At 71.0% G+C, this 12,228-nt stretch carries 10 protein-coding genes; 4 read left to right on the top strand and 6 right to left on the bottom strand.

Features of this window, described 5'->3' with window-relative positions:
• Positions 1 to 6: 6 nt before the first annotated feature.
• Positions 7 to 1,359, bottom strand: coding sequence for a pitrilysin family protein (locus ABZ404_RS16460; RefSeq protein WP_358834303.1), 1,353 nt, complete (start codon positions 1,357 to 1,359; stop codon positions 7 to 9).
• A 181-nt stretch (positions 1,360 to 1,540) separates the two neighbouring features.
• Between ABZ404_RS16460 and ABZ404_RS16455 the strand changes: the two genes are divergently transcribed.
• Complete coding sequence (locus tag ABZ404_RS16455; protein WP_358834304.1) at positions 1,541 to 3,991, top strand: DNA topoisomerase IV subunit A; 2,451 nt, start codon at positions 1,541 to 1,543, stop codon at positions 3,989 to 3,991.
• 42 nt (positions 3,992 to 4,033) lie between these two features.
• On the opposite strand, the gene ABZ404_RS16450 is transcribed toward ABZ404_RS16455, so the two are convergent.
• Entirely contained in the window at positions 4,034 to 5,206 is a 1,173-nt protein-coding gene (locus ABZ404_RS16450) for a CobW family GTP-binding protein (RefSeq protein WP_358834305.1), read from the bottom strand.
• Positions 5,207 to 5,489: 283 nt separating this feature from the next.
• Here ABZ404_RS16450 and ABZ404_RS16445 point away from each other — a divergent pair, with 283 nt between their 5' ends.
• The 3 genes from ABZ404_RS16445 (at position 5,490) to ABZ404_RS16435 (ending at position 7,135) form a co-directional block, all read left to right on the top strand.
• Positions 5,490 to 6,197 carry a DUF6082 family protein gene (locus tag ABZ404_RS16445; protein ID WP_358837944.1) on the top strand — a complete coding sequence of 236 codons (708 nt, stop codon included), beginning with the start codon at positions 5,490 to 5,492 and terminating at the stop codon, positions 6,195 to 6,197.
• Between the two features lie 24 nt (positions 6,198 to 6,221).
• A complete protein-coding gene (locus ABZ404_RS16440) occupies positions 6,222 to 6,803 on the top strand; it encodes a DUF6082 family protein (protein ID WP_358990485.1) in 582 nt (193 codons plus the stop codon).
• Between the two features lie 95 nt (positions 6,804 to 6,898).
• Complete coding sequence (locus ABZ404_RS16435) at positions 6,899 to 7,135, top strand: hypothetical protein (protein WP_358833978.1); 237 nt, start codon at positions 6,899 to 6,901, stop codon at positions 7,133 to 7,135.
• Positions 7,136 to 7,196: 61 nt separating this feature from the next.
• Here the strand turns inward: ABZ404_RS16435 and ABZ404_RS16430 are convergent, their stop codons facing one another.
• The 4 genes from ABZ404_RS16430 to ABZ404_RS16415 all read right to left on the bottom strand — a co-directional run bounded on the left by ABZ404_RS16430 (position 7,197) and on the right by ABZ404_RS16415 (position 12,159).
• Positions 7,197 to 8,774 (bottom strand): alpha-amylase family glycosyl hydrolase, encoded by a 1,578-nt coding sequence (locus tag ABZ404_RS16430; protein ID WP_358833979.1) that lies wholly within the window; start codon positions 8,772 to 8,774, stop codon positions 7,197 to 7,199.
• A gap of 128 nt (positions 8,775 to 8,902) precedes the next feature.
• A complete protein-coding gene (locus ABZ404_RS16425; RefSeq protein WP_358833980.1) occupies positions 8,903 to 9,778 on the bottom strand; it encodes a carbohydrate ABC transporter permease in 876 nt (291 codons plus the stop codon).
• Between the two features lie 60 nt (positions 9,779 to 9,838).
• Positions 9,839 to 10,735 (bottom strand): sugar ABC transporter permease, encoded by an 897-nt coding sequence (locus ABZ404_RS16420; RefSeq protein ID WP_358833981.1) that lies wholly within the window; start codon positions 10,733 to 10,735, stop codon positions 9,839 to 9,841.
• The gene (locus tag ABZ404_RS16415) at positions 10,732 to 12,159 is read right to left on the bottom strand and encodes an extracellular solute-binding protein (RefSeq protein WP_358833982.1); all 1,428 of its coding nucleotides are present in this window, start codon (positions 12,157 to 12,159) and stop codon (positions 10,732 to 10,734) included. Before ABZ404_RS16415 ends, ABZ404_RS16420 begins: the two co-directional genes overlap by 4 nt.
• Positions 12,160 to 12,228: the final 69 nt, after the last annotated feature.

Genomic DNA, 12,228 nt, shown 5'->3' with positions numbered 1-12,228 from the left:
TGTCGCTCACTGCTCTGCTCCCTCTGCGTCGGCGTCGGCCGCCTCGTCTGCCTCTGCGGTGGTCGGCTCGTAGACCAGCACCGCCCTGTTGTCCGGGCGCAGGGTGGCCCGCGCCACGTCCCGCACCTCCTCGGCCGTGATGTCGAGGACCCGGTCGACGGCGGTCAGCGCGAGCTGGGGGTCGCCGAACAGCACCGCGTACCGGCAGAGTTCGTCGGCGCGGCCCGCGACCGTGCCGAGCCGGTCCAGCCACTCGCGCTCCAGCTGGGCCTGGGCGCGCTCCATCTCCTCGGCCGTGGGGCCCTCTTCGGCGAACCGGGCGAGCTCCTCGTCCACGGCCGACTCGATGTCGGGGACGTCGACGCCGCCGGACGTCTTCACGTCCAGCCAGCCGAGCGAGGGGGCGCCGGCCAGGCGCAGCAGGCCGAATCCGGCCGCGACCGCGCTCTGGTCGCGGCGGACCAGGCGGTTATGGAGGCGGGAGGACTCGCCGCCGCCGAGGACGGTGAGCGCCAGGTCCGCCGCGTCGCACTCGCGGGTGCCGTCGTGCGGCAGCCTGTAGGCGGCCATCAGGGCGCGCGCGGGCACGTCCTCGTGGACGACCTCGCGCAGCTGCTCGCCGATCACGCCGGGCAGGGTGCCGTCGCGCGGCGGCTGCTTGCCGTCGTGGGAGGGGATGGAGCCGAAGTACTTCTCGATCCAGGCGAGCGTCCGCTCGGGGTCGATGTCGCCGACGACCGACAGCACCGCGTTGTTCGGCGCGTAGTACGTACGGAAGAAGGCGCGCGCGTCCTCCAGGGTCGCCGCGTCCAGGTCGGCCATGGAGCCGATCGGCGTGTGGTGGTACGGGTGGCCCTCCGGGTAGGCCAGCGCGGTGAGCTTCTCGAACGCCGTGCCGTAGGGCACGTTGTCGTACCGCTGGCGGCGCTCGTTCTTGACGACGTCGCGCTGGTTCTCCATGGACTCCTCGTCCAGGGCGGAGAGCAGCGAGCCCATGCGGTCGGCCTCCAGCCAGAGCGCGAGCTCCAGCTGGTGGGTGGGCATGGTCTCGAAGTAGTTGGTGCGCTCGAAGCTGGTGGTGCCGTTGAGCGAGCCGCCGGCTCCCTGCACCAGTTCGAAGTGGCCGTTTCCGTGGACCTGGTGCGAGCCCTGGAACATCAGGTGCTCGAAGAGGTGAGCCAGGCCCGTGCGGCCCTTGACCTCGTGGCGTGAGCCCACGTCGTACCAGAGGCAGACCGCGGCGACCGGGGTCAGGTGGTCCTCGGAGAGCACCACGCGCAGGCCGTTGGCCAGCCGGTGCTCGGTCGCTGTCAGGCCGCCGGAGCCGGCCTGGGCGGTGGCCGTGTGACCCATGGGCATGTACGTCCCTTCGATCGCGGTGAAGAAGTCCTGCCACTGTATGCAAGCGCACCGACACCTGGCGAAGTTCCCGGGTCGCGGTCGGCGTTGTCAGTGGGACGGTCCACAATGGTCGGCGTCAGCAGCAGACCTTGTTGGTGGTCGCTAAGAAGAACACGTTGGTGAAGGAGCCGCAGCCGCGATGGCCCGCCGCAGCACGAAGACCCCGCCGCCGGACGATTTCGAGGAGAAGATCCTCGACATCGACGTCGTGGACGAAATGCAGGGCTCCTTTCTCGAGTACGCCTACTCGGTGATCTACTCGCGGGCCCTGCCGGACGCCCGCGACGGCATGAAGCCGGTCCACCGCCGCATCGTCTACCAGATGAACGAGATGGGGCTGCGCCCCGAGCGCGGCTATGTGAAGTGCGCGCGCGTGGTCGGCGAGGTCATGGGCAAGCTCCACCCGCACGGCGACGCGTCGATCTACGACGCGCTGGTGCGGATGGCGCAGCCCTTCTCCATGCGCCTGCCGCTCGTCGACGGCCACGGCAACTTCGGCTCGCTCGGCAACGACGACCCGCCGGCCGCGATGCGGTACACCGAGTGCAAGATGGCCGACGCCACGCAGCTGATGACCGAGTCGATCGACGAGGACACCGTCGACTTCTCGCCGAACTACGACGGCCAGGAGCAGGAGCCGGTCGCCCTGCCCGCCGCCTTCCCGAACCTGCTGGTCAACGGCGCGACCGGGATCGCGGTCGGTATGGCGACCAACATGCCGCCGCACAATCTGGGCGAGGTCATCGCGGCCGCCCGCCATCTGATCCGCCACCCCAACGCGGACCTGGAAGCGCTGATGCGCTTCGTCCCCGGCCCCGACCTGCCGACCGGCGGCCGGATCGTGGGCCTGTCCGGCATCAAGGACGCGTACGAGTCGGGCCGCGGCACCTTCAAGATCCGCGCCAAGGCGTCCGTGGAGAACGTGACGGCGCGCCGCAAGGGCCTGGTCGTCACGGAACTGCCGTTCACGGTCGGCCCGGAGAAGGTGATCTCCAAGATCAAGGACCTGGTCGGCTCCAAGAAGCTCCAGGGCATCGCCGACGTCAAGGACCTCACCGACCGCTCGCACGGGCTGCGCCTGGTCATCGAGATCAAGAACGGCTTCGTCCCCGAGGCCGTCCTGGAGCAGCTCTACAAGCTGACGCCGATGGAGGAGTCCTTCGGCATCAACAACGTGGCGCTGGTGGACGGCCAGCCGCTCACCATGGGCCTCAAGGAGCTGCTCGAGGTCTACCTCGACCACCGCTTCGAGGTCGTGCGCCGGCGCAGCGAGTTCCGCCGCACCAAGCGCCGCGACCGGCTGCACCTGGTGGAGGGCCTGCTCGTCGCGCTCCTCGACATCGACGAGGTCATCCGTCTCATCCGGTCGAGTGACAACTCGGCGCAGGCCAAGCAGCGCCTGATCGAGCACTTCTCGCTCAGCGAGATCCAGACGCAGTACATCCTGGACACCCCGCTGCGCCGCCTCACCAAGTTCGACCGCATCGAGCTGGAGAGCGAGCGCGACCGGCTCACCGGCGAGATCGACGAGCTGACCGGCATCCTGGAGTCCGACAGCGAGCTGCGCAAGCTGGTCTCGTCCGAACTGGCCGCGGTGGCCAAGAAGTTCGGCACCGAGCGGCGTACGGTCCTCCTCGAGTCGGCGGGCGCGCCGGTCGCGGCCGTGCCGCTGGAGGTCGCGGACGACCCGTGCCGGGTGCTGCTCTCCTCCACGGGCCTGCTGGCGCGCACCGCGAACGCGGAGCCGCTCACGGAGGCCGAGCGCCGCACCAAGCACGACGTGATCGTCTCCGCTGTGCCGGCGACCCAGCGCGGCGACATCGGCGCGGTCACCTCGGCCGGGCGGCTGCTGCGGCTCGCCGTGATCGATCTGCCGCAGCTGCCGGACACGGCGGCCGCGCCCAACCTCTCGGGCGGCGCCCCGGTCTCGGAGTTCCTCTCGCTGGAGGCCGACGAGACGCTGGTGTGCCTGACGACGCTGGACGAGTCGTCGCCGGGGCTGGCGATCGGCACCGAGCAGGGCGTGGTCAAGCGCGTGGTGCCGGACTATCCGGCCAACAAGGACGAGCTGGAGGTCATCTCCCTCAAGGACGGCGACCGGATCGTCGGCGCGGTCGAGCTGCGCACCGGCGAGGAGGACCTGGTCTTCATCACGGACGACGCGCAGCTGCTGCGCTACCAGGCCTCGCAGGTGCGCCCGCAGGGCCGCCCGGCGGGCGGTATGGCGGGCATCAAGGTCGCCGACGGCGCCAAGGTGATCTCGTTCACCGCCGTCGACCCGGCAAAGGACGCGGTGGTGTTCACCGTGGCGGGCTCGCGCGGCACGCTGCTCGGGGACTCGGCGGCGACGGTCAAGCTGACGCCGTTCGACCAGTATCCGCGCAAGGGCCGGGCCACCGGCGGCGTGCGCTGCCAGCGGTTCCTGAAGGGCGAGGACATGCTGGTCCTGGCCTGGGCGGGCGCGGCCCCGGCGAAGGCGGCGCAGGCCAACGGCACCCCGGCCGAGCTCCCGGAGCCCGACCCGCGCCGCGACGGCTCGGGCACACCGCTGGGCCACACGGTGACGGTGCTGGCGGGTCCCCCGCTGTAGCCGGCGCGGACCGGCTCAGCGCGGCGGGGCCGCGGGCGGGGGTTACTCCTCGCCCGGGGCCCCGCCGTCCTCTTCGGCGGTCTCCGCCGCGCAGGCCTCCTCCGCCCCGGGCGCCGCGTCCGCCGGATCGGCGTCCTCCGCCTCGTCCCCGCGGACGTAGCGCAGGACTCCCCACATGGCGGCCTCGTCCGGGGTGTCCCGCGGCCGCTCCGCCACGGCCGCGTCCAGGGCCGTGCGCAGTCCCCCGGTGTCGATGCCGGAGCCGATGAGGACGAGCTGGGTCAGCCGCTCCTCGCCGGGCGGCCAGGGCTCCGGGTAGAAGCGCAGGAACCGCCCGACGGCGTGGACGCCGTACCGGTTGAGCCGGTCGGCCGGGCCGAAGTCGACGAACCCCTTGATGCGGTAGAGGCCCTCGGGGCGGCTGTCGAGGAAGGCCATCAGCCGGCGCGGGTCCATGGGCACGGCCGAGGTGAAGCCGACGGACTCGTATCCGGTGTGCAGATGGGCGGTGTGGCCGCACCCGGGCCCGCAGGCCCGCCCGTGCTCCCCCTCGGGCGTCTCCTCCTCCTCCAGCAGGTCCTCGAAGGCGAGCTGGCCGACCCGCTCGGTGCTGGGCCTGCGGTCGAAGAACAGCTCGGGGTCGACCCGCCCGTACACGGACTCGACCACCGGCGCGCCCCCGTCGAGGGATGCCCGCAGCCGGTCGAGCTCCGCCCTCGCCACCCGGTCGGTCTTGTTGAGCACCACCAGGTCCGCGACCGCGAGATGGCGGTCGATCTCGGGGTGGCGCGCGCGGGTCGCGTCGTACTCGGCCGCGTCGACGACCTCGACCAGGCCGCCGTACACGACCCGGGGGTTCTCGCTGGCCAGCACCATCCGCACCAGCTCCTGCGGCTCCGCGAGCCCGCTCGCCTCGATGACGAGGACGTCGAGCCGGGCGGCGGGCCGGGTCAGCTTCTCCAGGTACACATCGAGCTCGCTCGCGTCGACGGCGCAGCACAGACAGCCGTTGCCGAGCGAGAGCGTGGAGTCGCCGAGCTGTCCGGCCACGGTCATCGCGTCGATCTCGATGGACCCGAAGTCGTTGACGATGGCCCCGATCCGGGTGCCCCGGCCGGCCCGCAGCAGATGGTTGAGCAGGGTGGTCTTGCCCGAGCCGAGGAAGCCCGCGAGGACCACGACGGGGATCTGCTGGGTCGGACCGGTCGCACTCACGGGGAAGACCTTTCTGGGGCAGCGCGTACGGGTGGGGCGCGGGGGGGTTCCCGGGGTGCGGGGCCCCGGGGTGGAGGTCCCCGGGGTGGGGGAAGATCCCGCGGCACGCTCCAGGATATGGGCGCGGCCGGTCCGGCCGTCCGGGCGCCCCGCGCGCACCGGGGCGGCTCGCGCGCCCGGCCGGAACGCGCGTGCCCTCCTTCCGGCCGCGCGTCGTCCGGGGAGGAGACGGGCAGATTGAGTGCCGCCGCGACCGGCGGCGCGCCCACACCCGGGAGGTCCCGTGACAGCCACGACAGCCCCGCCCACCTGGCTCCGCCGTACCGCGAAGTTCGCCCTCTGGACGGCCGCCACCCTCGCCGGGACCGCGCTGGTGAGCGCCGCCGCCGTCCTGGTGAGCGGCTGGCTCATCGACACCGTGCAGCGGCGCGAGGGCGGTCTGGACCGCGCCGGGGGCCGCAGCCAGATCGGCAACTATTTCAGCGCGGCGAGCGCGGTCTTCTCGGGCCTGGCTTTCCTCATACTGGTGGTGGCGCTGCTGTTCCAATACCAGGAACTGCGCATGCAGCGGCGCGAACTCGCGGACCAGCGCGAGGAACTGACCCAGTCCCGCCAGGAACTGCACCGCAGCGCCGAGGCGAATATGCGGTCGCTGCATGTGCAGCTGACCCGGATGGCCATGGAGGATCCGTCGCTCGCGGCAGTGTGGAACGGCTTTCCGGGTATCCCTCACGAGGAGGCACGACAGTACCTGTTCGCCAACCTGACGTTCGGGCACTTGTTGCTCGCCCGCCAGTGGGGCAGCTATTCGGACGAGGAACTGCGCGTACACGCGAGGTCATTACGGAGCAGCGAACCCTATCGGCGGTACTGGGCGCTCTCCAGGGACCTGAAATTCGCTCTCCCCAGGGACAGCCACGAAAGGAAATTGGCAGAGCTGATCGATGAGGAGATCGGCGCCACCCAGGGGCCGCCCACCGCCCCGCAGTAGTCACAGTCGTACGGGAGAAGAGACATGACCAGCCAGCACAGAAACGGACAGCACGGCGGCACGGCGACGACGGGGGCGCTCGCGGCGGGTGCCGTGGCGCTGGCCGCCGCCCTCAGCCTGGCGCTCGGCGCGGGGTTCCACGCGCTCGCCCCGGCGGCCGGCGCGGCCTCCGCGGGTGGCGTCTTCGCCGGGCTCGCGATCGCCGCGGGCGCCGCCGGGCTTGCCCTCCAGAACCGGCTGCTGGCCCGCCGGCTCACCCTCACCCACCAGCACCGGCTCCACTTCGACCTGCTCAGCAAGGCCATCGACGACCCCGAGCTGGCAGCCGTCCTCGACACGTTCGAGGAGGAGGTGCCCCCGGTGAAACAGCGGCAGTTCCTCTACGCGAACGCCCTCTACAGCAATGTGCTGCACGCCTACCGCACGGGCTCGACGAGCGAGAGCGAGATCGGCGGACATCTGCACGTCATCTGCCGCAGTCCTATTTTCCGCGAATACTGGGAGTTCACGCGCCGGCACCGGGCCGTACTCCAGGAAGGCTCGCAGGAGGCACGCCTGGGACGGCGTGTCGACGAGATCGTGCAAAACATCAGCCAGTTGAGGTAATCCTCACCAATTGCCAGGAGGCCTACCGCGACCTGCGCGAGTCTGGTTGTCTGTCCTACGTCCCAGACTCCTCCGAGCCATTGGAACGGTCCCTGGTGAATATCGTGCGCAGGGTCGGTGCCTCCCCACGAGAACGCGGCAGCCTGTCGGGGCAGACATGCCCCGACATCTTCGAGCTCAGCGACGGCAGCTTCGCCATCATCGGCGTCGACATGACCGAGATCCTGGACGGCAAGCTGCCCTATGACGCCGCCCGTGCCGATTACGAGCGGATCGTCGTCATCACCCGCGACACGCTGGTGCGTGCCAAGGCGGACATCCCCGAGGTGTGAGGAAGGGACGTAAGAAACGGATAAGGAACCAATAGCGGCGCAGAGGAAAGACACCGGAAATTCATGCCCGCAGCCACACGGCCGTGTCGCGCGGCAGCCGTCCGTCGGCGTCCAGGTCACCGCTGGCGAGCAGCAGCGCGGTGTGCGGCGGCAGTACGGCCGGTGCCTCGGCCAGGTTGACCAGGCAGCGCAGGCCGTGCGGACGGGCGAAGGCGAGGACCCCGGGCGGCGCGTCCAGCCAGGTCAGCGGACCGTCCCCGAAGCCGGGCACGGTCCGGCGCAGCCGCAGGGCCCGGCGGTGGAGGGTGAGCATGGAGTCCGGGTCCCGGGCCTGGCGGTCCGCCGCGTACGCCTCCCATCCGGGCGGCTGCGGCAGCCACGGCGTCGCCCAGGGCTCGGCGGTCCACGGCAGCGGCACCCGGCAGCCGTCGCGGCCCGGGTCGGTCCCGCCGGAGCGGAAGTGCATCGGGTCCTGGATGCGCCCGCGCGGGACGTCGGCCTCGGGCAGCCCCAGCTCCTCGCCCTGGTAGAGGTAGACCGAGCCGGGCAGGGCGAGCGAGAGCAGGGCGGCGGCCCGGGCCCGGCGGGTGCCGAGCGCCAGGTCGGCCGGGGTGCCGAAGCGCTTGGCGGCGAAGTCGAAGCCGGTGTCCGCGCGCCCGTACCGGGTCACCGTGCGCGTCACGTCGTGGTTGCACAGCACCCAGGTGGCGGGGGCGCCGACCGGGGCGTGTTCGGCGAGGGTGTCGTCCACGGCGCCGCGCAGCCGGTCCGCGTCCCAGGGGCAGGCGAGGAAGGCGAAGTTGAAGGCGGTGTGCAGCTCGTCGGGGCGCAGATAGCGGGCGAAGCGCTCGCTGTCGGGCAGCCACACCTCCCCGACGAAGATCCCCCCGTACGCGTCGGCCACCGGGCGCCACGAACGGTAGACGTCGTGGATGCCGTCGACGTCGACGTACGGGTGCGGGTCGGCGCCCTCGGTGAAGTCGGGCAGCGCCGGGTCCTTGACGAGCAGGGCCGCGGAGTCGACGCGGACGCCCGCCACCCCGCGCTCGAACCAGAACCGCAGGACGTCCTCGTGCTCCCGGCGGACCGCCGGATGCGCCCAGTTGAGGTCGGGCTGCCGGGGGGTGAAGAGGTGGAGGTACCATTCGCCGTCCGCGACCCGGGTCCACGGCGGCTCGCCCGCGAACTGCGAGGGCCAGTCGTTGGGCGGCAGCTCCCCGTGCTCCCCGCGCCCGGGGCGGAAGTGGAACAGCGCGCGCTCGGGGCCGCCGGGGCGGGCCGCGAGGGCGGCCCGGAACCAGGGGTGGCGGTCCGAGACGTGGTTGGGCACGATGTCGACGATCGTGCGCATGCCCAGCTCACGGGCCTCCGCGATGAGCTTCTCCGCCTCGGCCAGGGTGCCGAAGGCCGGGTCGATGGTGCGGTAGTCGGCCACGTCGTAACCGCCGTCGGCGAGCGGCGAGAGGTACCAGGGGGTGAACCACAGGGCGTCGACGCCGAGTCCGGCGAGGTAGGGCAGCTTCGCCCGGACCCCCGCGAGGTCCCCGGTGCCGTCGCCGTCGCCGTCGGCGAAGCTGCGGACGTACACCTGGTAGATGACGGCCGAGCGCCACCAGTCTTCCGGATCGAGGACGGTCACGGAACGGTCCTTTCGGGCAGGGAGGATTCCGCCGCGTGGCCCGGAGGACGGGGCCCGGAGGGCGTGGCCTGGACGGGAGGGGCCTGGACGGGAGGGCCGGCGGCGGAGCGGGAGGGCGGCGGCGCCGGTCAGCCCTTGAGGCCGCCCGCGGTCAGACCGCTCATGATGTTGCGCTGGAAGATCAGGAAGATGACGAGGGTCGGCAGGGAGGCCGTCGCGAGCGCGGCCGTCAGCCAGTTCTCGGGGACGCCCTGGGCGAGGGAGTAGATGCCGACGTTCAGGGTCTGCCTGGAGGGCTCGGGCAGGGTGAGCATCGGCCAGAGGAAGTCCTTCCAGACGCCGACCACCGCGAAGATGGAGACGACGCCGAGGATCGGCCGGGAGACCGGCAGCACCACCGACCGCAGGGTCCGCAGCGGCGACGCCCCGTCGACGGCGGCGGCGTCCAGCAGTTCGCGCGGGATGGAGTCGAAGAACCGCTTCAGCAGGAAGATGTTGAAGGCGTTGGTGACCGACGGCAGCCAGATCACCCAGGGCGTGTTGAGGAGGTTGCGCCGGAAGACCGGCACGTCCAGGACGGTCAGATACTGCGGTACGACCAGGACGGCGGCCGGGATCATCAGCGTGGCCAGCATCATCCCCAGGATGGCCCTGCCGAACAGCGGGCGGAGGCGCGAGAGCGAGTAGGCGGCGGAGACGTCCAGGACCAGTTGGAGGACGAGCGCGCCGAACGCGTACCAGAGGGTGTTCCTCAGCAGCCGCGCCAGGTCCATCACCTGCCAGGCATGGCGGTAGTTGTCGGTGTGCACGCCGTGCGGGACCAGGGTGGGCGGGATCCGGGTGAACTCGTCGGTGGACTTCAGCCCGTTGACGGCCATCCAGTAGAGCGGTCCGACGAAGACGAGGGTGAAGAGGGCCGTCACCAGGACGAAGGCGGTCCAGTAGAGGACCTTGCCCCGGGTCCGGCCGAGGGTGGCCGGTGAGATGAGGGTGCGTGTCGACACGGGTGTGCCACCATCCGTCCTGTCTCGGTGCTGGTGTTGGTGCCGGTGCCGGCGCTGGTCCTAGCCCTGGTCGTCGGCGGTGCGGCTCAGGCGTACGTACAGCGCCGAGAAGCCCGTCAGGAGCACGAGCAGGCACAGGCCGAGCGCGGCCGCGCCGCCGTAGTTGTTGAAGTTGAAGGCGTACTGGTAGATGAGATAGACCACGGTCGTGGTGGAGCCCTCCGGGCCCGCGCCGTTGGTCAGCAGGAACGGTTCGGTGAACACCTGCATCGTCGCGATGATCTGCATGAGGAACATCAGCGAGAGGATCAGCCGGGTCTGCGGGATGGTGACGTGCCAGATCTTGCGCAGCAGCCCGGCCCCGTCCAGCTCCGCCGCCTCGTACAGCTCCCCCGGTATCCCCTGGAGCGCCGCCAGGTAGATCAGCGTCGCGCCGCCCATGTTCATCCAGGTCGCGGCGATCACCACGGAGATCATCGCGGTGTCGGTGGACTGGAGCCACTGCTGCGCGGGCAGGTGTACCAGTTCGAGAATCCGGTTGAAGAGCCCGTAGCCCGGGTCGTAGAAGTACTTGAAGAGCAGCACCGAGGCGACCGGCGGCAGCATCACCGGCAGATAGACCAGCAGCCGGAGATACCCCTGACCGTGCCGGAACTCGTTGAGCAGGACGGCGACCAGGAACGGGACGGCGAAGCCGAGCACCAGCGCGAGTCCGGTGAACAGCAGCGTGTTGCGCCAGGCCTGCCAGAACGCCGGGTCGTGGAAGACGTAGGTGAGGTTGGACCAGCCGGCCCAGGTGGTCCGCCCGTCCTTCGTCTTCTGGAAGGCCAGGACGAACTCGCGGGCCATCGGGTACCAGGAGAAGAAGGCGAAGCAGAGGACGGCGCCGATCAGGAAGCCGTGTGCGGTCAGCTGGCGCCTGAGCAGCCCCGGCACCGGCCCGGCCGTTCTCGTCATCGGTTCGCCAGGACCTGGTCGACCTGAGAGGCGGCGGTGGCCAGCAGCTTGTCGGCGTCCGCGTTTTTGTTGGTGAGGACCCCGGACATCACGTTGTCGAGGACCTTGTAGATCTCCTGCGCCTTGGGGGGCTCGGCCTTTCCGGGGACCGGGTTGTCCATGTAGGCCCTGAAGTTGGCGACCGGCATGGTCGCGTTGGCGGCGCGCGCCCTGTCGTCGGCGGTCTTGGTGGGGCCGAGGAAGAAGTTCGGCTGGGGGACGCCGACCGGCAGGCCGTCCGCCTTGGTGCGGGCCCAGTCGAACTGGCCCCTGCCCGGGGAGAGCGTCTTGAGGTTGAGCCAGGCGACGGCCGCCTTGATCTTGTCGGGCGAGCTGCCCTTCTTGATCATGTAGCCGTTGCCGCCACCGAGGGTGGCCCTGCCGCCGGGGATGGGGCCCATGCCGAAGTTCTCGTAGCGGGCGCCGAGTTGCTGGACCATGTACGCGATGTCGTCGGGCGCCGCGAGGAACATGCCGAGCTTGTCGGCGGTGATCTGCTTCTGGAGGTCGCCCCACTTCAGCAGCTGCGTCTTGCTCATGCTCGCGTCCGTCCAGCGCATCTCGTGCAGGTTGCGCACGACCTGGCGGCCGAGGTCGGTGTCGAAGGCGGCCTTGGTGCCGTCGGCGGAGACCACGTCGCCGCCGAGGCCGTAGAGCGCTGCGGTGAAGTGCCAGCCGCCGGTGTTCTCGGCGCTGTAGTCGCCGTAGCCGTGGACGCCGCCGCCCAGGGCGGCGATGGCCCTGGCGGCGGTGCGGACCTCGGCCCAGGTGGCGGGCGGCTTGTCGGGATCGAGCCCGGCGCGCCGGAAGAGCCCCCGGTTGATGAGCAGGCCCATCCGGTAGTTGCTGGTCGGCAGGCCGTAGAGCTTGCCGTCCTTCTTCAGTACGCCGAGGACGCCCGGGTCGATGCCGGCGAGCGCGGGGACCGACTTCTGGGTGACGTACGCGGAGATGTCGGCGGCGCCGTCGTTGTCGAGGACCTGCTGGAGGTCGGTGAAGTACGTGTAGAACACGTCGGGCTGGGACTTGGCCTTGAGCATCGCGGTGAACCGGGCGGGTTCCTCGCACTGGCCGGGCGTCGACCTCCCGACGATCCTGACGTTCGGGTACGTCTTGTTGAAGGTGGCGACGTCCTCCTTCCACTCCTTCAGCTCGGCCGCCTTGGCGGCCGGCGGCATGCAGTCGATGGTCAGCGTGACCCTGGTCCGCGGGTCGAGCGGGGCCGCCGGGTCGGACGCGCCCGCGTTGCCCGAGCCGTCGGGGGTGCCGCCCCCGCTGCTGCTGGTGCCGCAGGCGGCCAGGACGGTGAGGGCGGCCGTGCAGAGCAGGGCCGTGGCCGGGGTGTGGCGCGGTATGCGGGCGGGGCGGAGCCGGGTGCGTCTCATCGGTGGTCCCCTTCGGGCTCAGCGTGGAGGGCCCCGGCCGACGGGCTCCCGGGGCGCGGCACACTCAAC

Source organism: Streptomyces sp. NPDC005878 (genome assembly GCF_040629815.1).
In the GTDB taxonomy this organism is placed as follows: domain Bacteria; phylum Actinomycetota; class Actinomycetes; order Streptomycetales; family Streptomycetaceae; genus Streptomyces.
The sequence above is the reverse complement of the archived record's forward strand: the minus strand, read 5'-3'. Positions and strand labels throughout refer to the sequence as shown.